This is a genomic window from Terriglobus sp., assembly GCF_965201105.1.
Taxonomy (GTDB): domain Bacteria; phylum Acidobacteriota; class Terriglobia; order Terriglobales; family Acidobacteriaceae; genus Terriglobus.
The window spans coordinates 1,740,173-1,764,203 of sequence record NZ_OZ241741.1 but is presented as its reverse complement, the minus strand read 5'-3'; the positions used below and the strand labels follow the sequence as shown (position 1 = coordinate 1,764,203).

19 protein-coding genes are annotated in these 24,031 nt (G+C 63.6%); 4 read left to right on the top strand and 15 right to left on the bottom strand.

All coding sequences use genetic code 11. The annotated features are described in order from the left end of the window. The first annotated feature begins 199 nt into the window (after positions 1 to 199). A complete protein-coding gene (locus ACOFKT_RS07800; protein WP_419806836.1) occupies positions 200 to 1,453 on the top strand; it encodes an aspartate aminotransferase family protein in 1,254 nt (417 codons plus the stop codon). A gap of 15 nt (positions 1,454 to 1,468) precedes the next feature. On the opposite strand, the gene ACOFKT_RS07795 is transcribed toward ACOFKT_RS07800, so the two are convergent. Genes ACOFKT_RS07795 through hpt form a run of 5 tightly spaced genes read right to left on the bottom strand, consistent with a single transcriptional unit; the run spans position 1,469 to position 7,055 of the window. Continuing rightward, positions 1,469 to 2,134, bottom strand: a complete 666-nt coding sequence (locus ACOFKT_RS07795; RefSeq protein WP_419806835.1) for an alpha/beta hydrolase — start codon at positions 2,132 to 2,134, stop codon at positions 1,469 to 1,471. 30 nt (positions 2,135 to 2,164) lie between these two features. Then, on the bottom strand, positions 2,165 to 3,628 hold the full coding sequence (locus ACOFKT_RS07790) for a UdgX family uracil-DNA binding protein (RefSeq protein WP_419806834.1): 1,464 nt from the start codon (positions 3,626 to 3,628) through the stop codon (positions 2,165 to 2,167). Further along, positions 3,625 to 4,941, bottom strand: a complete 1,317-nt coding sequence (locus ACOFKT_RS07785; protein WP_419806833.1) for a putative DNA modification/repair radical SAM protein — start codon at positions 4,939 to 4,941, stop codon at positions 3,625 to 3,627. Before ACOFKT_RS07785 ends, ACOFKT_RS07790 begins: the two co-directional genes overlap by 4 nt. Before the next feature lie 54 nt (positions 4,942 to 4,995). Further along, positions 4,996 to 6,402 carry a glycoside hydrolase family 30 protein gene (locus ACOFKT_RS07780; RefSeq protein ID WP_419806832.1) on the bottom strand — a complete coding sequence of 469 codons (1,407 nt, stop codon included), beginning with the start codon at positions 6,400 to 6,402 and terminating at the stop codon, positions 4,996 to 4,998. A 38-nt stretch (positions 6,403 to 6,440) separates the two neighbouring features. Then, positions 6,441 to 7,055, bottom strand: coding sequence for a hypoxanthine phosphoribosyltransferase (hpt, locus tag ACOFKT_RS07775; protein WP_419806831.1), 615 nt, complete (start codon positions 7,053 to 7,055; stop codon positions 6,441 to 6,443). Positions 7,056 to 7,127: 72 nt separating this feature from the next. Here hpt and ACOFKT_RS07770 point away from each other — a divergent pair, with 72 nt between their 5' ends. Beyond that, the gene (locus ACOFKT_RS07770) at positions 7,128 to 7,988 is read left to right on the top strand and encodes a prolipoprotein diacylglyceryl transferase (RefSeq protein ID WP_419806830.1); all 861 of its coding nucleotides are present in this window, start codon (positions 7,128 to 7,130) and stop codon (positions 7,986 to 7,988) included. Between the two features lie 5 nt (positions 7,989 to 7,993). Here ACOFKT_RS07770 and ACOFKT_RS07765 read toward each other — a convergent pair whose 3' ends face one another. The 7 genes from ACOFKT_RS07765 to ileS form a co-directional block, all read right to left on the bottom strand. Next, positions 7,994 to 8,617, bottom strand: a complete 624-nt coding sequence (locus ACOFKT_RS07765) for a M48 family peptidase (RefSeq protein ID WP_419806829.1) — start codon at positions 8,615 to 8,617, stop codon at positions 7,994 to 7,996. A gap of 98 nt (positions 8,618 to 8,715) precedes the next feature. Then, on the bottom strand, positions 8,716 to 9,264 hold the full coding sequence (locus tag ACOFKT_RS07760; RefSeq protein WP_419807133.1) for a hypothetical protein: 549 nt from the start codon (positions 9,262 to 9,264) through the stop codon (positions 8,716 to 8,718). A gap of 47 nt (positions 9,265 to 9,311) precedes the next feature. Then, on the bottom strand, positions 9,312 to 9,815 hold the full coding sequence (locus tag ACOFKT_RS07755; protein WP_419806828.1) for a hypothetical protein: 504 nt from the start codon (positions 9,813 to 9,815) through the stop codon (positions 9,312 to 9,314). Positions 9,816 to 9,840: 25 nt separating this feature from the next. After that, positions 9,841 to 11,172, bottom strand: a complete 1,332-nt coding sequence (locus ACOFKT_RS07750; RefSeq protein WP_419806827.1) for a tetratricopeptide repeat protein — start codon at positions 11,170 to 11,172, stop codon at positions 9,841 to 9,843. Continuing rightward, positions 11,159 to 14,167 carry an excinuclease ABC subunit UvrA gene (gene uvrA, locus ACOFKT_RS07745; RefSeq protein WP_419807132.1) on the bottom strand — a complete coding sequence of 1,003 codons (3,009 nt, stop codon included), beginning with the start codon at positions 14,165 to 14,167 and terminating at the stop codon, positions 11,159 to 11,161. The genes ACOFKT_RS07750 and uvrA overlap by 14 nt, the downstream gene beginning before the upstream one ends. A 127-nt stretch (positions 14,168 to 14,294) precedes the next feature. Then, complete coding sequence (lspA, locus tag ACOFKT_RS07740; protein WP_419806826.1) at positions 14,295 to 14,999, bottom strand: signal peptidase II; 705 nt, start codon at positions 14,997 to 14,999, stop codon at positions 14,295 to 14,297. A gap of 2 nt (positions 15,000 to 15,001) precedes the next feature. Further along, on the bottom strand, positions 15,002 to 17,911 hold the full coding sequence (ileS, locus tag ACOFKT_RS07735) for an isoleucine--tRNA ligase (protein ID WP_419806825.1): 2,910 nt from the start codon (positions 17,909 to 17,911) through the stop codon (positions 15,002 to 15,004). Between the two features lie 373 nt (positions 17,912 to 18,284). Between ileS and ACOFKT_RS07730 the strand changes: the two genes are divergently transcribed. Continuing rightward, complete coding sequence (locus ACOFKT_RS07730; protein ID WP_419806824.1) at positions 18,285 to 19,346, top strand: energy transducer TonB; 1,062 nt, start codon at positions 18,285 to 18,287, stop codon at positions 19,344 to 19,346. Positions 19,347 to 19,491: 145 nt separating this feature from the next. Here the strand turns inward: ACOFKT_RS07730 and ACOFKT_RS07725 are convergent, their stop codons facing one another. Next, complete coding sequence (locus ACOFKT_RS07725; protein ID WP_419806823.1) at positions 19,492 to 20,085, bottom strand: class IV adenylate cyclase; 594 nt, start codon at positions 20,083 to 20,085, stop codon at positions 19,492 to 19,494. A 141-nt stretch (positions 20,086 to 20,226) separates the two neighbouring features. Here ACOFKT_RS07725 and ACOFKT_RS07720 point away from each other — a divergent pair, with 141 nt between their 5' ends. Next, on the top strand, positions 20,227 to 21,246 hold the full coding sequence (locus ACOFKT_RS07720; RefSeq protein ID WP_419806822.1) for an L-threonylcarbamoyladenylate synthase: 1,020 nt from the start codon (positions 20,227 to 20,229) through the stop codon (positions 21,244 to 21,246). A gap of 3 nt (positions 21,247 to 21,249) precedes the next feature. Here the strand turns inward: ACOFKT_RS07720 and ACOFKT_RS07715 are convergent, their stop codons facing one another. Together ACOFKT_RS07715 and ACOFKT_RS07710 are read right to left on the bottom strand one after the other, a co-directional pair. Beyond that, positions 21,250 to 22,368, bottom strand: coding sequence for a DNA polymerase III subunit delta' (locus ACOFKT_RS07715; RefSeq protein ID WP_419806821.1), 1,119 nt, complete (start codon positions 22,366 to 22,368; stop codon positions 21,250 to 21,252). 60 nt (positions 22,369 to 22,428) lie between these two features. After that, positions 22,429 to 23,910, bottom strand: coding sequence for a cytochrome P450 (locus ACOFKT_RS07710; RefSeq protein ID WP_419806820.1), 1,482 nt, complete (start codon positions 23,908 to 23,910; stop codon positions 22,429 to 22,431). Between the last annotated feature and the right edge of the window lie 121 nt (positions 23,911 to 24,031).

Below are 24,031 nucleotides of genomic sequence, written 5' to 3'. Positions count from 1 at the left end.
GACCTGCCCCCGGGGGCAAAAGTGGGGGATTGTTCCTTTCAGGGTACTGCACCCACTTCGGTGCGGGTAGGCTTACGCACTTTGCCTTCCAGAATCGGGATGCGTCTACAACAAACCGTAGCTGTCTTGGTTCCTTCTCAAAGGGCGTGGGCCGGATGGGTGCTTGACCGGCGTGCGCAACTCTTGTCCACTGGTAGAAATGACGCAATTTCATCAGAACAGCGCCGCGGCCGGGTTGTTGGAGCGCGATCGCGAATGGCTGCTGCCGGTGTACGCACGGTTTCCTATTGTGATGGAACGCGGCGAGGGCGTGTACCTGTTTGATACCTCCGGCAACCGCTACCTGGACATGATGGGCGGCCTGGGCGTGAACGCGCTGGGGCACGCGCACCCGCGCATGGTGCGCGCCACCGCGGAACAGACAGCGAAACTTGTGCACCTGTCGCCGCAGTACTGCACGCCGTTCGCCGGAGAACTGGCCGAACGCCTGTGCGCCCTGTCCGGCATGCAAGGCGTGTTCTATTCCACTGGAGGCGCGGAGGCGGTTGAAGGTGCAATCAAGGTGGCACGCGCCTTTGCCGCCGAGGCGTACGGCCCGCATAAGCATCGCATTGTATCTCTTCTGGGCTCCTACCACGGCCGCACCATGGGTTCGCTGGCGGTGACAGGACAGACGAAGTATCGCGATGGCTTCGGGCCGGACCTGCCGGGTGTCGATTTCGCCGTGCGCGACGACATCGCTTCATTGCAGGCCGCCGTTTCCGACGAAACCTGCTGCATCCTGATCGAAACCGTGCTGGGCGAAGGCGGTGTGTACGAGGTCTCGCACGAGTTCCTGGCCGAGGCACGCCGCCTTGCCGACCGGCACCACGCGCTGCTGGTGCTGGATGAGATCCAATGCGGGCTGGGCCGCACCGGCGACTGGTTTGCTTTTTCGCGAACGGGTGTGCGGCCAGACGTGCTGATCCTGGGCAAGCCGCTGGGCGGTGGTCTTCCGCTCTCGGCGCTGCTGGTTTCCGGCGAGCTCTTTCATGCGCTTGGGTTGGGCAAACATGGCTCCACGCTCGGTGGTTCGCCGCTGGCATGCAGGCTCGGTCTTGAGTTCCTCTCCGTTGTAGAGGAAGAGGGCCTGCTTGCGCGCGTCTGCGACACCGGATCCTACCTGCGGGAACACCTCGAAGCGCTCGCGCGTGAGCTGGACATCGCGGTCGAGGCGCGCGGTGTCGGCCTGATCCAGGCGCTGGAACTCAATGTGCCGGGCCGTCAGATCGCGGAATCGGCCCTGGAGCAAGGCCTGATGCTGAACTTCGTACAGGGAAACGTCATGCGGTTTCTGCCGAGCTTCTTGCTGGAGCGGCAGCACGTGGACACCGCGATGGAGATCGTGCGACCGCTGCTGCGGAAGGTCAATGCGGAAACTGCAGCCGCAGAGCTGGTGCTAGCGTCACGTTGACCGCCGCACCGTGAATCACACGCCGAAGAATTGCGCCCGAACCCAGGTGCGCACAATTTCCTGCATGTGCGGCAGCTTCGGCGCGGGCGAGCCGGGCACGCCCATGAAGAAGTGCTCCGCGCCTTCGACCCAGTGCATCTCCAGTGGGGGCGGCGCATCTGCCATCACCCGCTCCATGCGGTCGCGCGAGGCAAATGGGTCTTCAGCGCCGGTGACGAGGAGTTTCGGCTGCGTGCAGGCGGCGACGAACTCATAAGTGTAATGCCGGCCCGCCGCCGCCAGCGGCATGCCGAGCCCGATCAGGCCGCGCACCCGCGGGTCGCCGCACCCGGCGCGCCAGCTCACGTTTGCGCCAAAGGAGAAGCCGGCAAGCACAATTGGCAACTGCAGTGTGCGGTCGATCCAGTCGAGCGCCGCGCGCACATCCTCCACCTCGCCGCGGCCGTCGTCGTACGCGCCGTCGCTTACGCCGACTCCGCGAAAGTTGAAACGGAGCGTGGGAATGCCAAGGCTCTCGAAGACCTTCATCGTCTGGTAAACCGCACGGGTATGCATCGTGCCGCCGGATGGCGGATGCGGGTGACACACCAGCGCGGCATACGCGGCGCTGTCGACGCCCTCGTTCAGTACGGCTTCCAAACGGCCGGCCGGGCCGCGCAGGTCTTCAATGGTTCGGATCACGCTCGGTCTGTCCTAAGCCGCCTGCGGTTCCTAGGCTGCCCGCATGTATTGGCGGGCGAGCATCAGGTCGTCGCGCAGATAGCGGTAGAGCTGTTCGCGAGCGGCGTCATCACGGCCCCGCAGCACGGCGGACGGGTGAATCGTTGCCATGACCTGCTCGGCAAAGCTGGTGTTCATCAGCTTGCCCCGATCGCGCATCAGGGCAAAGGTGCCGCCCAGCAGTGACTTGGCCGCGCTTGCGCCCAGTGCGACGACGACCTTCGGCTTGAGCGCGTCGAGCTCGGCCATCAGCCAGGGCTTGCAGGCGGTGATCTCGCTCATGCGTGGGTTCTGGTGCAGGCGAAGCTTCCCGCGCTGCACGAATTTGAAGTGCTTGACCGCGTTCGTCATGTAGACGGTCTCTGGATCGACGCCGACTTCCGCGAGAGCCTTGCGCAAAACGCCACCGGCTGGTCCGACGAATGGCTCGCCGCGCTTGTCTTCCTGGTCGCCGGGCTGTTCGCCAACCAGAACCAGGTCCGCCGTGACCGGACCACGGCCCGGCACCACCTGAATCGCGTGCTCATACAGGTCGCAGCCTTTGCAGGAGGGCAGCGCTGCCTGGAGTATCGGCAACGTGTGCTCCGCCGGCACAAATGGCGCGGCGCTCGGTTTGCCACCTTGCTTTGCGATCATGCTCTCCACGCGACCTCCCGCTGCCTGCATCAGAGAGGGAAGCAATTCCACCTCCGGCAGGTTGCTCCAATACTTCACTGGCATGTGATTGCGCATGCCGTCCGGGTTCAGCCGCGCCGGGTTGAAAATGCTGCTGTAATAGCTCTTCCACAGCGTTTCGAGCTCGTCCCCGGCGGGTGCGTGCGTGCGATCGAGCGATGGTCCGAACTGTAACTGCTTCGTTTCGGGATCCCAGTACGCCGAACCGTCTTGCGTCAGAATCGACCAGCGCATCACGGCAAAACGTTCCGCGAAGAACGGAGCGGCCAGCTCCAGGATGCGATGGGCCGGTTCGTACCAGCTGATGAATTCTTCGCCGCGCTCGCCCTCGATACGGCGGAAGCGAACAAAGGCGTGCATCTTGTGCTCGTCGCGCTTGACCTGCTGGACCAAACGCAGCAGGGCAGACACGTCGTGGTCCACCTCGACGCGCATCAGGTCGCGGTTCGACTGCAGCCGCCACAGCAGGCGATACAGCAGGTTCCACCGCTGCGGATCGCGATGGTAGCTGGCGAGTTTCGCACGATCCAGGAAGGCACGAGGCACGTGCGGCCGTTCCTGCGACATTTCGGCGAACGGACCTTCCAGCGCATCCGCGTCCGTCTGCACAGCACCGAACAGATCGTCGCTTTGTGCGGCAACGGTCGCATCGGCGAAGTCGATGGCGTCCGGCTCCAGGCCACGCACGAGCGCCTTGCGGGCGAACTCGCGCCACGCTTCAAAGCTGGGCGGCACCGGAACGCGGGTCACGCGCGCTACCACGGTGAAAAGGGAACTCACAGCACCCCCGTTGCCGCGGATTGCGCCGCTGTCGCGAACAGGTCAAGCTGCTGCGTAGCGACAACGCCATGCACGACCGGCATGGGCGCGTCCGCAACGGCCGCCAACGCGAGCTCATCTTCCTGCTGTTGCGTGGTGAAGGGAAGCGCTGCTGTGAAGGGCAGGTGGTCCATCGTCACCACAAATTCAGCGGCGTCCTTCAGGCGTACATGCAGCTTGCGCAGGTCCTCCAGGGCGAGCCGGTGGTACTTGCGAATCCGCACGATGCGATCCACGTTGTGGTAGCCGAGGCCGGGCACGCGCAAGAGAGCTTCACGCGGTGCGGCGTTCACGTCCACCGGGAAGAACTCGGGATGCCGCCGCGCCCACGCGAGCTTCGGATCGACGGCCAAGTTGAGCTCCGGATCGGCCTCGGTCGTGATCTCGTCTGCCGTGAAGCCGTAGAAGCGCATCAGCCAATCCGCCTGATATAGCCGATGCTCGCGCATGCGCGGCGTGGCCTGCAGCGGCAGGCGCGTATCTGCTTCCGGGTAGGGCGAGAAGCCCGTGTAGTAAACACGGCGCAGCTTGTAATCGCCGTAGAGCGAGCTCGCCCGCTGGATAATGTCGCGATCGGTCGAGGATGTGGCGCCGATGACCATCTGCGTGCTCTGTCCGGCGGGCGCAAATTTGGGGGCGCTGGGCAGCTTGCGGCGGTCCTCGTCGACTTCGGCTTTACGGTCAGCGATCTGGCTCATCGTGCCCTCGATCACCGCCGTCTTCTTCTCCGGAGCAAGCTGGACCAGGTCACTTTGCGTGGGCAGCTCAATGTTGGCACTCAAGCGGTCCGCGTACAGGCCGGCTTCGTCGATCAGGCGCTGCGCGCAGCCGGGAATCGCCTTGATGTGCATGTAGCCGCCGAAGTGGTGCACGCTGCGAAGCGTCTTCGCCACCTGCACAAGCTGCTCCATTGTGTAATCGGGTGATTGGATAATGCCCGACGACAGGAACAGGCCCTCGATGTAGTTGCGCTTGTAGAAGTCGAGCGTCAGGGTGACGACCTCTTCCACAGAGAAACGCGCGCGGCGAATGTCACTCGATACGCGGTTGACGCAAAAGACGCAGTCGTAGGTGCAGAAGTTCGTCAGCAAAATTTTGAGCAGGCTGATGCACCGGCCATCTGGCGTATAGCTGTGGCAAATGCCGGTTCCGTCGGAGCTTCCGATGCCCTTGCCGTTCCCCGCACGCTTGGCACCCGAACTCGCGCACGACGCATCGTACTTGGCCGCATCCGCCAGGATTTCGAGCTTCTGCTGCACCGTCAGGGACGCCATTGCACCTTCTATTCTAAGCGAAGAAGAGGCGAAGACGTGCTTACCCCGCCCAGCTCACCCCACCAGGGTTGTGATGCTGTTCTCTGGCAAGGTGAGGCGTAGCTCGCGGCTGTCTTGTTGCACCACGATTGATCGCTCGGCTCCGCTGTTGGTTAGAACACAAATTGTGCCGCTGCCGTCTGCGCGGGTAAAAGCAAGGTGGGACAAATCCGTGCTGTCGCTGTGGGAACCGACGCGCACGTCGCCTCGCCGCAGATGCTGCGACAGGTGGCGCATCGCCCAATATTGCCCGCCGTACCGCAACTTGTCGCCATCGATCGTGACCATGCCGGCGCAGGAGAACGGACCGATGTTGGGCTGGCCGTTCGGATCGAGTGCCAGGTTCCAGGCGATCACGCAGCGGCATCCATTGCGCAACGCGCTCGTAAACGTGTTGCCCCACCGCGTCCACTCCCACTCGTACTGGGTGTTGGTAATGTCCGAGCCGCCCTCCGTCCAGTACATCGGCAGGTCGGGGTATTGCGCCGCAACCTTGCTCATCATGTCGGGTGTGCCCAGGTACCCGTGCCAGGCGACACCCTGCACGGCTCGCCGCAGTTGCGGGTCCTGCAACTGCCACAGCACGCGTTTGTACAGGTCGTAGTTGTGGTCAAGCAGCCAGATCTGCGTGCCGAGGTTGCGCTCACGCAAGAGTGGAGCGAGGTAGTCGCGAATGAAGTCCGCCTCCATCTCCGCGGTCCAGAACGTGGCAGGCATGGAGCCAAGGGTCGTCCCGACTTCAACCTCGTTGCCGGTGGTGAGCGCCTGGATCGGGACGCCTTTGGCGGCATAGCTTTCCAGAAACGCAACATAGTAGCGGGCATAGTCCTGCAGGTGGTGCGAGCTCATAAAGCCGCCCAGCATCGTTCCGTACACCTTCATCCAACCCGGCGGGCTCCACGTGCTGCTGAGCAGGAACAGGTCGGGCTGGATCGCCCGTGCCGCGCGCAAAGTCGGCAGGATGTACGCGTCGTCATGCGCGGTGCTGAAGTGGGCCATGCCGGTGTCGCCCGCGACATGGTCATAATTGAAGAGGTCACGTGAGTAATCGCTGGCGCCCACAGCGCAACGGCCCACGCTCAGGTTCATCGCCTTGGGCGAGAACAGGTCATGCATGAGCGCCTGGCGCGCCGCTGGCGACATGCCCTGCAGCACGAAGCAGGACGCGTCGGTGAACGCCGCGCCAAAGCCAAGCATCGGCTGAAACCGCTCGGCCGTGTCGATCCGGATCGTAGCGTCCGCTGCACGCGTGCTGGCCGGCTGCCACGCGAGCGCCGTGGCTGCTTCGTGCCGGCGCTTCGCGTCTGTGACGAACACCTGCACCGAAGACGCCTGTGCTTCGGAAGCCGGCAACCACTGCGACAACGCCGCAAACGTAGCGGCAGACACAAACCATCGGCGGTTCAATTGCGTGGCTTCCAACGTGTGCTCCTGCGGAAAACTAAAAAGAGAAGCCGGGGCTACGCCAGCTCTTCGGGAAACAGGCGGATGTCGACCACGTTGCGGTACTTCTCCGCAAAGTCCATGCCGTATCCGATCACGAAGCGATTCGGGATCGAGAAGCAGACGTAATCGGCTTCGATGGGCACCAGCCGTCGCTCCGGCTTGTCCAGGCACGTGGCGATTTTCAGGCTTGCGGGCTTGTGCTGCAGCATGAGCTTGCGCAGGTAGCTGAGCGTCAGGCCCGTGTCCAGAATGTCTTCCACCACAATCACGTGCTTGCCCTCGATAGACGTGTCCAGATCCTTGATCAGCTTGACCGCGCCGGTCGATGTCGTGCCTTTGCCGTAGCTTGAAACCGCGACAAAGTCGAACGTATTGTCCACTTGAATGGCGCGTGCCAGATCCGCGAGGAAGATGGCCGCGCCCTTTAGAACGCCCACCAGCACAATACTTTCGCCCTTGTAATCGCGGCTGATCTCCGCTCCGATGAAGCGCACGCGCTCGCGTATCTGCTCTTCAGAGAACAGCACCTCGCACTGCGACGCGGGGATGAACGTGGGTGTGCTGACTCCCTTGGCGGCGTCTGCAGTAAGCTCCGTCGCGTCCGCGGCCGGCGAGTCGTTCGTAGACATGCCCCTAAGCCTAAACGCGGTCTGCCCCCGAAACAAACTTTCTGCGCCTCAAACGTATACTTCACAAGGCGCATGTTTCCCTTCATCCACATCGGCTCATTCTCGCTTGGCACTTTTGGTCTGTTCATGTGGCTGGCCGGCGTGGCGGGGGTGATCGTGCTGCAGCGCAACCTGAGCCGCAACGTGATCAAGGCCGATGCGGTCGTAATCGTCGCCACATCGCTCATTCTGGGCATTCTGGGCGCGAAGCTGTGGCACGAGCTGCAGCAGCCGGTTGAGTTCGGCCACGAGCTGCGCGCCATCGTCAGCCCTGGCTGGTCGCACCCGGTCAACATTCTGCTGAACTTCCTGCAGTGGTTTCGCGCGGGCTTCGCCTGGTTCGGCGGTCTCCTCTTCGGCGTGGGCGCGCTTTTGTGGCAGGGGCGCTCACTCAAGATCGGTGCCCTCCGCATGCTCGACCTTGCGGCGCCTGCCGCGGCGATCGGCTATGGCATCGGGCGCATCGGCTGCCTCACTTCCGGCGACGGCGACTACGGCATCAACACTACCCATCTCTGGGGCGTGCACATCAAGGATGATGCGTTGGACCCGCCGGTGCCGAACCCGCCCGGCCTGCTGGTGGAACCGACGCCCGTCTATGAGCTGCTGTTTGGGCTGGCACTGGGCGCATACCTGTGGATTCGCGGGCGCAAACGTCTGCCCATCGGTCAGGTCACCGGCGAGTACCTGGTCCTGAGTGGCGTCGGACGTTTTTTGATCGAGTTTCTGCGGCGGAATGAGCGGCTGTATCTCGGCATGACAAACGCCCAGGTCGCCGCGCTGCTTACGATTCTGATTGGCGGTTTGCTCATTCTGTACGCGAAGCGGCGTGGCGATGTGCCGTACAGCCCGGCCATGGGCAGCTCCGAGCCGGCTGAACCCGCAGCGGCGTAAGTCGCTCAAAGCAGCTTCAGGAATGCCTTTGCTTCGTTCAGAAGTGGAAAAAGCCGCTCCTCTGCCTGGAACTCTCGCGAGTGCACGCAGCGCCGCCCGGCTTTGATCCTGACCGGGTGCTTCAGGTGCAGCATCTCGTGGTACAGCAGGTATTCGATGGCATAGCGCGGCACGCGGGGTCCGTCAAAGACGCGGCTGACCATGATCGTGTTGTGCGCCGCGTCGTAGTGGCCCAGCAGGCGCCGCGCCGCGTGATTGCTCCACGTCAGTACCGGCCTACCCAGCAGGCCGAAAAAAAACTGCCGGTTGACGGATTCGAAGACCTCGTCCAAATCGTAGTAGCGGCCGATCGCCGTGGTGATTTGCTTGCGGCCGCGCGTTTGCCGGGTCTGCTCGGTCTGTCGCAGGACCACTTCGCTCTGCGTGTACACGCGATACCGGTGCGCGTGCGTGCGCTCAACGGGCTTGCGGTACAGCTTTGCCAGCAGGATGTGCGCGATGGCCTCATGCACGCTGGGCGGAGCGGCCTGTAACAGGTCGCTCAATCGAACCATCAGCTGACCTTCGCGCAGGCGAATCGTCGTGTTCAGCGAAACAAAACGCCGGAAACGGACATCGAACGGCGGCATGGGCGCGCGAGGGCGCAAGTCGCGGTATGCCGCCGCGAAAATGCTATGCAGTTCAGGGGAAGCAACCACCTGTTCAGGATACCGGGCGAGCCTGTGTGCTAATGGTCGCGCCGGTGTGGAACTTCCTGATCCACCTCATACTGCTGCGGCGCGGTCTGCTTTGACGGCGGGTGCTCTTTGAAATACGCCTGCTGCTCCGGAATCAGCTTCGCCATCTCGTCCTTTACGTCGGTCACGGCCTCCAGTGCCAGGCTGCGCGCCAGCTTGTACTGCTCGTTCTCAGGGGGCTGCCGCAGGACGCTCTGCCAACGTTCGGTCGCGCTGACCAGCTTCGGCAAGGACTTGCGCAGATCACGGTGCGCCGCGGCGTACTCGTCCAGGTTGTCCTCCAACTCGTTCACGATGCCGCTTACCTCTGCCATGTTCTGGTGAATGTCCTGCGCACGGCCCTGCGCGCGAACGTCCGTCAGAACGAGCTGAATGCGTTCCATGCGCGTGTCGATCAGCTTCTGAAAGACGAGGACGCGCGCCGCCGGATCCATCGCGGCGTCGCGCAACTGTTCGATCTCGGCTTCAGACAAATCGGCATGTCCGCGCTGGGCAATCGCATTGCAGCAGGGCAGCAATATCGCAAGGCTGACAAGCATCACCGGCAAGCTCCGGCGCTCCCGTGCTCGTACGTTCCGCATCATCTCTACTTCGCGAAAATTATCGCCAAAAGCGAGGTTTGTGCCGCGTTCAATCGCTTCAACGCGGATTGCACATGCGGTTTCGCGTCCATGCCTGCGGCGCGCACCATGTCGCTCAGCCGGCGGTTCGTCATATGCAGCAACAGCTCCGTCTTTTTCAGGCTCTTGCTTTGTTGGAAGTTGCTCTCCATCTTGGCGGTGCAGTCTTCCATGCGCTCCAGGGTCGCCTCGGCTTCATCCACCTCGCCATCGGCTAACTGCTTGCCGGCCAGCACGCTCAGCTTGTCGGCCAGGTCGGCATATAGAAACGCCTGCTCCCTGGCGTTGGCTGTGAGCGCATGCTGCTCCAACTCGGTCAGCATGTGGGCATCGATCACCTCGACACCAGAAGAGGCCTGCGCCGGTGGCGCGAACGCGATCGATCCAACCAATACCGTGCAGGCCAGGGCGGCGCGCATCCCGCTGCGCGCACGAGTCCACTTCATCTTGCGAAAAACAATCACGTGCATCGCATACCTCCCTTGCGGCTGGAAGCTACTTTGCTCGGCGAAGCACCTGCAAGCGCTGCTGCGCCTGCCACACCTCGTCGGGAAACGACCCGCCCGCGAGCTGAAGAAACTCGCGGTACTTTGCTGCAGCTTGCGCTGTGTAATGCAAAGTATCATGCGCCGTGGCCAAAAGGAAAGTGGTCGCGGCGTCCGGAGGTAGTATTCCGTCGCGAATTTGCACGGCACGCAAAACCGTGTCCGGGTGCTGGCCGGCCGCAGCCGCAAACGCCAGCTTGCCGGCGGCGTTTGCCTTTGCCTCTGGCGTGGGAAACGGCAGCGTCAACGCCCGTTCCAGCACCGCTTCGGCTTCGGCATTGCGCTTCTGCCGGATCAGGCTGTCCGCCCAGTCCGCCTGCAACGTGGCGTCATTTGGATCCTTCCGCAGCAACGTGGCGAACAGGTCGTTCGACTTTTCGGGCGTGCCCGCCGCAACGTATGCCCGCGCCAGCAGACGGCTGACCGCGGCATTGCCCGTATCGCTGCCGTGCAGCCGCTCCAGCAAAGGAACAGCCTCATCCAGCTTCTTTGCGCGCAGCAGAAGCTCTGCTTGCGTGGCCAACAGGGGAGCGCTGTCCGGGTGGGCCGCCAAGCCGCGCTCGACCGCGCCTTCGGCCTGCTCCTGCTTGCCTTCGCGCAGCAGGACGCGTGCATAGGCGGACGTTGCTTCCGGATCACCGGGCGAGGCGCCCAGCACGCGCGCGTACGCCTGTTCGGCAGCGGCGTCGTCGTGCAGCGCCTCAGCGATCTCCGCGCTCAGTTCCACATCTTCCGGCTGTTCACGGCTCAGCCGGATCGCGGCAACCAGTTCGTCGCGCGCCTGTTCCGGTGCTGCCGGCAGGTCCAGCCGCGCCAGCGCCCGCTCTGCCTGGGCTCGCGCCGGCTGTGACGCCGGATCTTCCGGCAGGGCGATGGCCGCTCGCAGCCACTTGGCCGCAGCCGCCACGTCGCCCTGCCGCGCCAGCAACAGCCCCAGCGAGACGCGGGCGCTTATCAGGTTTGGGTCGACCGTGGCGGCCTTCTCATACGCTGCGCGCGCTCCCGCTACATCTCCCGCATTGTCCAGCGCAAAGCCTAGGTCGTACTGCGCATGCGCGTTCCTGGGATCGCGCGCGACCAGCGGCCGAAGCAGCGCAACCGCGCCGCTCCAGTCCTGCGCCTCAAACAGCTTTTCTGCTGCCGCAATCGGGCCGCTCGCAGCCGGAGCGGTGGTCTGCGTCGAGTCCTCCGCCGAAGAGCTGGTGCCGGGCGGCAGCTGCCACTGCGCCCGACCCGCCACCGGAATCAGCAGCAGCACGCAGGCAAGGCTAAGCCGCTGCATGGTCCATGTCCGCCGCTCGTTCCGCAGGCATGCCCAGCGCCGGCCGCAACCAACGCCCGGTGTAGCTTTCGGGCACGCGCGCAATCTCCTCAGGCGTGCCCGTCGCAACCACGCGACCGCCCGCGGCACCACCCTCCGGGCCCATATCGATGACCCAGTCGGCGCATTTGATCACGTCAATGTTGTGCTCGATGACCAGCAGGGAGCCGCCACCCTCGATCAGCTTCCGGAACGCCTGCAGCAGCGTGGCAACATCCGCAAAGTGCAGCCCAGTCGTCGGTTCGTCAAGGATGTATAGCACGCGGCTGCCAACCTTCTTCGCATCCGGCTTGCCACTGCCGATGGTGCGGATATTGGCCAGATGCGCCGCCAGCTTTACCCGCTGCGCCTCGCCGCCACTGAGCGTCGTGGCGGATTGGCCGAGCCGCACGTAACCAAGGCCCACCTCGTCCAGCACCTGCAGGCGGTCCACGATCTTCGGGTGCCCAGCGAAGTAATGCAGCGCATCCTTCACGGTCATGTTCAGCACGTCGTAGATGTTCCGGTTCTTGTACTTCACCTCCAGAATGCCGGCCTTGTAACGCGTGCCGCCGCACTCCTCGCACGGCAGTTCCACGTCCGCCAGAAACTGCATCTCGACGGTCACGGTGCCGTCACCCTCGCATACATCGCAGCGGCCGCCGGGCACGTTGAAGCTGAAGGATCCCGCGGTGCAGCTCTTGCGCTTGGCATCGGGCTGAGCGGCAAAAAGCTCGCGAATGGCGTCGAACGCTTTCAAGTACGTGACCGGGTTCGACCGCGGAGTTCGCCCAATGGGCGACTGATCCACCATCACGACCTCACGCAGATTTTGCGCGCCGTTCAGTTCGCGGTAGAGCTTCTCGGCGTCGCTCGTCGCGCCCTCCATGCCGAGCGCAAACTGCAGCCCGCGGTAGAGCACCTGGTGCACAATGGTTGACTTGCCCGAGCCGCTGACGCCGGTCACGCAGCACAGCATCCCAAGCGGGATGTCGATGTCAACGCCGCGCAGATTGTGAATGCGCGCGCCACGCAGCTTCAGCATCTCGCGGCCGGGCTCGCGGCGCTCTCTTGGAACGGGGATCCGGGTCCGCCCGGAAAGGTACTTGCCGGTGATGGAGTTCGGGTCGGCTTCGACCTCCGGTACCGTCCCTGCCGCAAGCAGCTGGCCGCCCAGTTCTCCCGCGCCGGGCCCCAGATCGATCAACCGGTCCGCTGCTGCAATCACGTCCGGGTCGTGTTCAACGACCAGAATCGTGTTTCCCAGGTCGCGCAGATCGTGCATGATCTTGACCAGCCGCGCCGTATCGCGCGAGTGCAGACCGATGCTTGGCTCGTCCAGCACATACAGTGCACCCACCAGCCGTGAGCCGAGCGAGGTGGCAAGTTGAATGCGCTGCGACTCACCCCCGCTCAGCGTCGACGACAGGCGATCCAGAGTCAGGTACTCCAGGCCAACCTGCTCCAGGAAGCCGATGCGCTGCCGCACCTCTTCCAGGATCTTGCCCGCGATCTCCATCTGCGCCGGCGACAACGCCAGCGAATCGAAGAACTCCCGTGCCGCGGTGATCGTCATGCCGGCCGCCTCGCAGATGTTCCTGCCTTGCAGCAGCACGGCCCGGGCCTCGGCACGCAGGCGCTGTCCCCGGCACGCAGGACACGGCGCATAGCCGCGGTACTTCGAAAGAAACACGCGCACGTGCAGCTTGTATTTCTTGGTGTCCAGGTGCGTAAAGAAGCCGCGAATACCGGTGAAGCTGCCCTTGCCCTCCCAGATCAGCTCCTGCTGCGCGGGCGTCAGGTCGTACCAGGGTGTGTTCAGCGGGACGCCGTTTGCCTGCGCAAAGCGCTTTATCTCGCCATGGTGCGGCCGGTACTTCTCCGTGCACCATGGCGCGATGGCGCCACCATCCAGCGTTTTCGACTCGTCGGGCACGATCAGCTTCGGGTCGAAGTCGATGGTGTTGCCGAAGCCTTGGCAACGCGGACACGCGCCAAACGGGTTGTTGAAGCTGAACAGCCGCGGTTCCGGCTCTCGGTATGCGCGGTGGCAGTCCGTGCACTCGAAGGCAGTCGAGAACCGCAAACGCACCGGCGCACTCTCGTCGCGCGGCGCGGTCTGGAAGACAATCTCATTCGCCTCGCGATAGCCGGTCTCGATTGCATCCACAATGCGCGAGCGGACGCCCGCACTTACGCTTAGCCGGTCGGCAAGCACATAGATCGGCTGCGTGAAGTCAAGCTCCAGCAACGACTCGGGCGTTGAGAACTCAACGATATTACCGCCTTGGAAGAGCCGGTTGTAGCCGCGGGTGCGCAACTCGGCCAACCGCGCCTTCAGCTTCTCGCTCACGTCCAGCACAGGCACGGCGGCGTCCGCCTTTGCCTGCTTCTTATTCACCAGCTTCTTCGGCTTTGGCGCCGGTGGGGTTGTCTCTTCAGCATCGGGCGCGGCCGGCAGAAACTCCTGCATGGCTTCCAGCGTGACCGGCCGCGGCTCGATCGGGAACAGCGCATACAGCCTCGTTCCTTCTTCCATCGCCAGCACCGAAGCCGCGATTTCATCGACCGTGTCGCGCTTCACGATGCCGCCACAGTGCAGGCAGGTCACGGTGCCGCACCGTGCAAAGAGCAGCCGCATGTAGTCGTAGATCTCCGTCGCGGTCGCAACGGTGGAACGGGGATTCCGCGTCTGGTTCTTCTGCTTGATCGCGATCGCCGGGGCCAGGCCATCCATGAAGTCGACATCGGGTTTCTCGATGCGTTCCAGAAACTGCCGTGCGTAGGCGCTGAGAGATTCCGCATACCGGCGCTGGCCCTCGGCGTACACCGTGTCGAAGGCGAGCGAACTCTTGCCGCTTCCGCTCACGCCCGTGACCACCGTCATCGCGTTATGCGGAATGTCAATGTCGACGCTCTTCAGATTGTGCGTGCGCGCGCCGCGAATCACGATGCTGGTTGGCGCCAGTGCCTTCACCTTGGCGGGAACGCTCGCCTCAATCCCGAGTTGCACTGCTGCATTCAAGCTTTTCTCACTCACTTGCAAAAACCATTGTCATCCTGCGCGAAGCGAAGGCCCTGCTTCGGAGCGCCACGCACCCGCCCTACTCCACCACGACGGCGTCTTCCACGTGCGTTTGCTTTGCCTTGGGCCAGAGCAGCTCAATCAGGATCAGAACCGCGCCCACCGAAATGCAGCTGTCCGCCACGTTGAAATCGGGCCAGTGATACCGCACAATGTGCACTTCCAAAAAGTCAACGACGTAGTGCAGCTCGATGCGGTCGTACAGGTTGCCGATTGCGCCCCCCAGGATCAGTGCCAATCCCACGGCAGCCGGAGAGAACACTCGCCCCATGCGCCACAACATGGTCAACACGACCACAGCCGCAATGACGGAAGATACGACCAACGACCAGCGAACGGCTTCCGGCGATGCTGACTCCGCAAATATGCTGAACGCCGCGCCAAAGTTTAGCACGTGCGTGATGCGGAAAACATGCGGAATCACCGTGACCGCCTGGCCCATCTGCAGATGCGACGCGACGTAGACCTTGGTCAGGCGGTCGGTAAGCACGGCAAGCACACTCAACAGCAGCAGCCAAGGCCGCGCATCACGCCGCACCAGATACGTCGTCCCGGTGCGGTCCGTGTCTACCTGCGTTGCTCCGGGATCGCTTATGCCGCGATCCAGCAAGAAGTTTTCAGCTCTCGGATCGGCAAAACAACTGTCATTTCGACCGGAGGCCGCGTTCTTTGCGGCCGCAGTGGACTTGGTGCTTGCACCGAAACCTGCATGATTCTCCGCCATGGCTATGCTGCCTCCTGTTCAGCGGAGTAGGGCGCGAACCCGATCTTCTCCAGCGCATCCGCACACCGTGCGCACACCGTGGGATACATGCCCTCATTGCCCACGTCCATCGTGTAGCGCCAGCACCGGTCGCAACGGTCGCCCTCGGCTTTGGCGAACTCTGCTTCCACCGTCGCCGATCCGAGCGCCGGATCGATTGCCTGCAACTCCACTTGCGAAACGCCGAACAGTTCGGGGAGCGCCCTCTCGTATCGAGACAGCAAAGGCGCGATCGGTGCCTCCGGGACGCGCAGCACTAGCTTCGCCTCCAGCGCCTTGCCAATTGCCTTGGACGCGCGCGCCGCTTCCAGCACCTTCATGCCGCTTTCGCGCACAGTCCGCAGATGGCCGAAGTCCTCGCGCAACTGCTTCGCTTCCGCATCCGGCGCCAGTTCGTCGGCAGCGGGGAACTGCGCAATGTGCACACTCGCCTCGCGCCCTTCGACCGCCGGCAAATAGCTCCAGACCTCATCTGCTGTAAACGAAAGCACCGGCGCCACCAGCCGCACCAGCGCCTCCACAATCTTCCACACCGCCGTCTGCGCGCTCAGCCGGCGCGTGTCCTTCGGCGCCAGCGTATACAGCCGGTCCTTCAGCACGTCCAGATAAAACGCGCTTAACTCCGAGTTACAAAATTCATTCAGCGCGTGGTACGCACGATGAAACTCGAAGCTCTCATACGCTCCACGCACCTTCGTAACCAGTTCGGCACAGCGGGCCAGCATGTACTGATCCAGCGCCTCCATCTGATCCCATGCCACCGCATCACTTTGCGGTGCAAAGCCATCCAGGTTTGCCAGCAGAAAGCGGAACGTATTCCGAAGCTTCCGATAAATCTCTTCCGCCAGCCGCTTCATCAACGGCACGGACGCAATCACGTCCTCGCGAAAGTCCACCGACGCAACCCACAGCCGGACGATGTCGCCGCCCAGTTCATTCATCACCTTGACCGGGTCGACGCCGTTGCCCAGCGACTTCGAGAAAGCGCGCCGCTGCTCGTCCAGCGTCCACCCGCTGGTCGCCACATAACGGTACGGCGCCTCATCCCGAATCGCAACCGCGCTCAGTAGCGACGAGTGGAACCAGCCGCGGTGCTGGTCGCCACCCTCCGTGTACAGGTCGGCAGGGAAGCGAAGCTCCGGCTCGGCTTCCAGCACCGCGTGCCAGCTCGCGCCGCTCTCGAACCACACGTCCAGGATGTCCATCTCCTTGCGGAAGTCATCCTGCGCGCCACAGCTCTGGCAGGTTGTTCCGGCCGGCAGCAGCTGCTCCGCGGGATGCGTGTACCAGGCGTCGGCGCTCTCCTTGGCGAACAGGTCGACGATGCTCCGGTTCACCGCCGCATCCGCCAGCGGGGCATGGCACTTCTGGCACAGGAACACCGCAATCGGCACGCCCCAGATCCTCTGCCGGCTGATGCACCAATCAGGCCGCGTCGCGATCATGTTGCTGATCCGCTCCTCGCCCCACGACGGGTCCCACGTGACCTTCTTGATCTCATCCAGCGCACGCTGCCGAAACGTCGTTCCATCCAGCGGCGTTTCCATGCCGATGAACCACTGCTCCGTCGCGCGATAGATCACCGGCCGGTGGCAGCGCCAGCAGTGCGGATAGCTGTGGTGGATTTCCGCCTCGGCCAGCAGCGCGCTCCTGCTCTTCAGCAGCTCGATAATGGGCTGGTTCGCCTTGTGCACATTTAGGCTGTCGTACTCGGGCAGGCCGTTGCGCAGGCGTCCCGCCTCGTCCACGTCGCACACTTGGCTCAGCGCATACTTTTTGCCCGTGGCAAAGTCGTCGGGACCGTGCGCCGGCGCGGTGTGAACGCCACCCGTACCCGCGTCCGTCGTCACGTACTCGGCCATCACGCCGATCACCTCGCGCGGCAGGAAGGGGTGCTGGAACCGGGCATGTTCCAACGCGGATCCCTTGAAACGCGCCAGCTCGACCGCGTCCTCCAGGTGGCAGGCCACGCGCACGCTCTCGACCAGGCCCAGCGCCACAATGTACACCGCGCCGTCCGTATTCTTCAGCGCCACATAGTCGAACTCCGGGTGGAACGCGATGGCGAGCGACGCCGGAAGCGTCCACGGCGTCGTCGTCCAGATCAGGCCGTACACCTCGGCGCCCGCCAGTTCCGGCGCGATCGTCGCGGCATCGCTCAGCAGCGCGTACCGCACATACACGCTGGGCGACGTGTGCATCTCGTACTCCACCTCCGCCTCGGCCAGCGCGGTCTGGTCGTGCATGCACCAGTACACCGGCCGCAGTCCCTTGTAGACAAAGCCCTTCTCAAAAAACGCATAAAACGTCTCCAGAATGCGCGCCTCATAGGCGTTGCTCATCGTCAGGTACGGGTCGTTCCAGCGGCCCAGCACGCCCATGCGCACAAACTGCGAGCGCTGCAGCTCCACGTACTTCTGCGCGTATTCGCGGCACTCGCGCCGCACCGTAACCGCGTCCATCTCCAGCTTTTTGCGGCCTAGCTGCTCGTCCACCTTGATTTCGATCGGCAGGCCGTGGCAGTCCCAGCCGGGAACGTAAGGCACGTCAAAGCCGGCCATCGTCTTCGACTTCACCACAAAGTCTTTAATGCACTTGTTCAGCGCGTGGCCCAGGTGGATCGCGCCATTTGCGTACGGCGGACCGTCGTGCAGAACGTACTTCGGCGCGCCTTCGCGAGCCTGCCGGATCTGGCCATACAGGTCCGTGCTCTCCCATTGCTGCAGCCGCCCCGGTTCATTCACCGGCAGGCTGGCCTTCATAGGGAACGCCGTCTTTGGCAGGTTCAACGTGTCCTTTAGCGCCTTTGCCTGCACGGCCTCGGCGGCGTCCACGCCCGCGGCGTGTTCCAGGTTGGTATCGTTCAGTTGCATGCTTTGGTCGTGGCTCCACCGGCAACGCACAAGACACAACACCGGCTTGGCGCGCCCAAATTTCTATTGTATGCGGCTGGCCAGAGCCGAAGACTTTTGCCCCGGTAAAAACGCGGTGCCGAGTGACGTTGCGTCCATGTGACCAACTCAGGCGTCTCTGCGTCCAATACCACAGGGACAGTTGCGCTTGCGGTCACTCGCCTCGCAAATCCCGGAAGACTTTGCTCGCTCGATGTCACTAGAATGTCGGCAGAGGCTGTCAGACATTCGCACCGCCGCTGCCAGACTCCGGCATACGGAGCAGGGCACATTGCCACAGCGGCACACATCGCATCACGCGGCGCCTGAACCGCCGCACACCGGAACCGAGGCAATGGCGAACACTCTCATCACCCCTCCTGAACTCGATGACAACCGGCTGGACGAGTCTGGCACACGGCGCAGGCGCGGCCTGGTCTATGGTTCTGACGCCGACGGCGGGCCCGCGTCACGTTTCGATTCTGTACCGGATCTGGGACAGCCGAAAGAACTCGAAACATCGGCGAACCCGTTCCATTCGCTCGTTCAGAATTTCCGGGATGCCTTCTTCCCGGAAAAGCTGCCACCGCTTGAGCTCGAATCCCGACCGATCGCCGTCAAGGACCCGATGGCGGTCAAGCGTGACCCCGTGTCCACGGCGATAGCCGTCGGCTTTCACGCACTCGCGCTCTTGCTGATCATCTGGATCAGCGCCAAGGCCATCAAAAAGATCGTCGCCCCACCGAAAGCGCCGGAGAAGGTCGTCACCTTTAACGACGTGACGCCCCCGCCCCCCGTGCTGCCGCGCGTTGTAAAGCAAAGCTCCGGAGGCGGTGGTGGGCAGCATGACCTCGCACCGGCGTCCAAGGGCGCGCCCCCGAAGTTCTCCTTGCAGCCCCAGATTGTGCCACCCATGGCACCGCCGAAAGTACAGCCCAAGCTGGCCGTTGAGCCCACCATCGTTGCGGATCCACGCAACCAAATGATAAGTAAGCTACCGAATCCCGGCATGCTCAACGGCTTGGCAGGTCCCAACGTCTCCATGGGCACGGGTAGCGGTAGCGGTATCGGCAGCGGCAACGGCGCCGGTTATGGTCCCGGCAGCGGCTACAACATCGGTGGCGGGTTGCCGCGCGCCGGCCTGAACGGCGTATCCATCCCGCAGGTCATCTATCAGGTCGACGCCGACTTCTCCGAAGAAGCGCGCAAGGCCAAATTCCAGGGCGAAGTCATCGTCTCGCTCGTGGTCGACGCCAACGGTCATCCGCAAAGCGTAAAGGTGCCGCGCCCCATCGGCATGGGTCTGGACGAAAAGGCCGTCGAAGCCGTTCGCCAGTACCGCTTCAAGCCCGCCACCAAGAACGGCCAGCCAATCGCGGTTCTGATGAACGTCGCGGTGAACTTCCAGATCTTCTAATTCCGGGATCAGCAAGAGCAAAAAGAAGGCCCGCTTCGCGGGCCTTCTTTTTGGAGTAACAGCGCTATCGCCGTTCGCGTCAGAACTGCCCCAGGTGCTCGCAAGACCGGCTGTTCACTAACAACTCGGAACAGACAGGCGTCTCTCAAACTGCAGCCAACTCCCGCGCGCCCTCGATCTCTTCAAACGTCATGTTCTCCGCAGAGCTACCATGGCGCTCCTTCCAGTCCAGGAACATGCGGCCATAGCTATCTGTGAAACACAGATCTCGCGATACGCCCAGCCGCTCCAGCGCGGCGTCGATCCACGCACGCTCGCCTTCCAGCTCGGCGAAATTCCCGATCGGTGTCTCATCAATGACCAGCGCGCCGGCACCGTCCGTCATCTCTGTTCGAAACTTCTCGTACCGGAACATGGGCCGGTAGCCGAGCTCGACAAAAACCGCGCCCATGGCCTCGCCGTCCTCCACGGCGGTTTCCGTCTCCAGCCGCTCCTTCACAAACGCCGTGTCGTCGTTGTCGGCCGGTGGACGCTTGTGCGTCACTACCCACCTATCGCCATACTGCCGCATCCGCAGAATCTTGCGCTCCCGCAGCAGGTCCCGGCCGAGCGTGTCGAAAAGCGCATTCCGCTCAATGGTCCTTGGCGTCTCCAGGCGAAAGCCCGCCTCCGACGCCCGCTGCAACAACCCGTCCACGTGCGGCACACAGAACTTCACTTCGATCTCGGCCTTCGCCATGCTCCATTGTAGGCATGTGCTTCGGGTGTGAGCCGGTCGAAATGCTGTGCAAAGCCGGCCAAAAAACTCGCACCCTCACCGCGCGCACCGTCTCGGGAGCTTCCAGCAGGCCCACCCATGTAGCCCCGCTACCATAAGCAAGTGAACCCCCGCCATACTCACCGTCTCGACAGCTCCGACGAAAGCATCGCGCAAGCCGCAGCGATCCTGCGAAGCGGTGGCCTGGTCGGAATGCCGACGGAGACCGTCTACGGTCTTGCCGCAAACGCCCTGGATCCCGTAGCCGTTTCGGCCATCTTCGCCGCCAAGGAGCGTCCCAGGTGGGACCCGCTGATCGTGCACGTCAGCAGCCACCCCATGCTCGCGCGCGTGGCCGCCAGCATGTCACCGGCGGCGCGCGCGCTTGCGGAAACCTTCTGGCCTGGGCCGCTCACCCTTTTGCTGCCGCGCTCCCCGGGCATCGGCGACAAGGTTACCGCGGGCCGGCCCCTGGTCGGCGTTCGCTGGCCCAGCCACCCCGTAGCTCTAGCCCTGATCACAGCCGCCGGCCTCCCCCTTGCCGCGCCGTCCGCAAACCGCTTCGGCCACATCAGCCCTTCCACCGCGGCACATGTCCTTGCCGATCTCGACGGCCGCATCGACGCCGTACTCGACGGCGGTCCAACCGAGATCGGCCTTGAATCGACGGTCCTGGACCCGAACACGACGCCCATCACGATCTATCGCCAGGGTGCCATCTCCGCGGTGGAGGTCGAGCGCGTCACCGGCATCTCCGCCACCGTCTTCCAGCCCGAACCGGAACAGCAGCCCGAAAGCCTCCCGTCGCCCGGTGTCGGCATCCGCCACTACGCCCCACGCACGCCTCTGCGGCTGGTGCATTCGCAGACAGAATTGCTGACGATTCTGGCAAAAGCGCCGCATCGCACCGCAGTTCTGCGGCCCGTCGGATGGCTGCTCCCGGAAGGAATGACGCATGTGCTCTGGGGCCAATGGGACAACACCGCCGAACTCGCGCACAATCTCTATGCCGCACTCCGCGAACTCGACCATAAAGGAAGCGACTTCATCCTCGCTCCCTTGCCCGACGAACGCCCCGGCGACGACCTGCGCGCAGCCCTGCGGGATCGCCTGCTGAAAGCCGCAATGCCGCCCGGCACCTGACCCTCAGCGCACGCCGGCCATGCTCTCCGCGAACGAGTCCAGCGCCAGCGACCGCAGCAGGTTCCGCCGCATGCCGGTGTACACGCCGTCCAGACCGCGCACGGCGTTCTCAATCCAGCGGAAGTCAATCGCCTGCGCCAGGCGGTCTAGCTCTTGGCCCAGGTCCACATTCTGCACACGATCCGGCACACCCGACTGCAGCAGCAGCAGATCTTCCAGCAGCCCGGCCAGCGCCTGCAGCATGGCCGTCGTCTTTGCCTGGCCCTCCGCACCGGCGCGATAGGTTTCCGTTACTTTGAACAGATCGGTGTGTTCGCCCGCGTCCACGGCACTGCGCAGCAGCACCATCGCGTCCGTTCGCGATGCCATGTAGCTCTCCACATCAAAGCCGAGTGCACGCCCCGCCGCGCCCTGCGCCAACCGTGCCACCAGCGCGCGCTGCTGCGGCTTCCACTCGGGCCGGCGTTCCGCGATCAACTGCTCCAATTCCGCCAGCGGCAGCGCGCCCAAACGCACCACCGCGCACCGCGAACGGATAGTCGGCAGCAGTTCGCCAACATGCTCCGCCAGCAGCACGATATGCGCGTGCGCGGGCGGCTCTTCCAGCACCTTCAGCAGGCTGTTCGCGGCTTCCTTCATGAACGTAGCCGCAGTAAAGATTGCGACCGATCGCGGCGCCTCGGCAGGAGCGCGATAAATCCCTGCAATCAGCGTACGGACCTGCCCCAGCTTGACCAGCAGCTGCGGCGGATCGGGTGGAATGACCAGCACCGCCGGGTGCGTCTGCACCAGGATGCGCGTGTCCCGCTTGTCCGCGTCGCGCATCTCCTCGCGTGCGGCGACTGCCTCGGCCACGCGCGCCTCCAGGTCCGCCGACTCCGCAACGCGCGTACAGTTCCGGCACACGCCGCAAAAGTCCGCCAACGCACCCACGGGCGACTGGACGCGCGGCTGCCGCTCGCATAACAACGCCATCGTGACCATCAGCGCAAGCGTATATTTGCCGCTGCCACGCGGCCCGGCAACAATTAACGAATGCGGCAGCCGCCCCGCCGCAACGGCGCGCCGCAAACCATTCACCTGCACTGTATTTCCCAAAAACTGGTCGAACCCAACAATCACAGACTCAGGATAGCCGTTCACAGTCATGCGCCCGGTCCGCTTGCGACATCCGGCCGCGGATCAGCGCGCCCGCAGCCGCGCCCGAATCGGATACCGCGGCCGCAACGTGATCTTCTCCTCCACGTCCACCTTTTGATCGGGCAGCAGTTCCATGTGCCACCGTTGCGCCACGGTTGCCAGCACCAGCACCATCTCCATCCACGCGAAGCCCTCGCCGATGCACTGCCGCCCACCTCCGCCAAATGGGAAATAGGCAAACTTGTCGCGCCTGGCTTTCTCCTCCTCGGTGTGCCGCAGCGGCTCAAACTTAAGCGGATTGGGGTACAGCTCGGGGCTCCGTTGCAGCACATATTGCGACAGGTACCAATGCGTGCCGGGCGGCAACCGGTAGCCGCCCATCTCCACCGGCTCCGTGCTCATCCGTCCCATTGCCCAGGCCGGCGGATACAGGCGCATGCCCTCCGCCAGCACCATGGCCGTGTACTTCAATCGCGTGTAGTCATCCAGGGTGGGCAGGCGCGCCTGGTCGCCCTCGCCCAGAACCTCGCAGATCTCCGCGCTCATGCGCCGGTCCGCTTGCGGGTTCAGGGTCAGCAGATACATCGTCCACGTAAGGGCATTTGCCGTGGTTTCATATCCCGCCAGAAAGATTGTGATCACCTCATCACGAAGCTGCTCATCGCTCAGCTCCGAGCCGTCTTCGTCGCGTGCCAGCAGCAACAGGCTCAGCAGGTCCGTGCGCACCGACAGCTTGGCTTCTCCCAGCGCGCGCGTATCCGTAATGATGCGATTGATCACGCGGTCCAACCGGCTGCGCGCCTTGCGGAAGCGCATCACACCCGGAATCGGCCAGTGCAGCACCGCCTCCAGGTTCGGAAACGCGATCAGGTAGTTGTAAATCGCCATGATCGCGTTGGTTTCGTCGTTGATGGCGCGAACGTCCGCATCCACCTCCGTCGCAAACAGCGTGCGCGCCACAATCTCCAGCGACAACTGCATCATCGTCGACGCGATGTCGATCTCCTGCCCGTCGCTCCAGCCGTCGCGCATCGCCCGCGCGCTCTCGACCATGGTTTCCGCATACGCTGCGATACGCTGCCGGTGAAATGCCGGCGCTGCAATGCGTCGGGAGCGCTTGTGCGTGGGGTCGTCGCTGGTCAGCAGACCCTCGCCCAACAGGATCTTGAGCCGCTGAATCGTGCGCTCACGCACAAAGCTGTTGGCCTGATTGATCAGGACCTCGCGCACAAACGCCGGGTCATTCAGGTAGATCACGTGAATGTTGAAGAGGCGATAGTGCGAGATCGGCCCCAGGTTGCGCGCCATGTACTCAAACAGCCGCAAGGGCCGCCCTAGCCGCGCCCAGGGCTTGTGCAGATAAAACGGAAGCGCTCGCTTCAGCCCGGGCGGAATGCGCCACGTCTCACCGCGCTTGTCGGTGTACTCATACGCGGGCCGGAACGCAAAGCCAGGGTCCAACGGCGCCTCTGGCGTTGCCGCCTGTCCCTCATCCTCCGCAAGTGGCTCCGGTGCAATCCCCATACACCTCCATTAGAGGCGACAACGGTGCAGAAAGAAAGATGAGCCATGCGCGCATTCACCCGCCGCGCCACTCATCGCGCATCGAAGCACCCGCTTTGTTTCGCAGAAGTAACAAACAGAC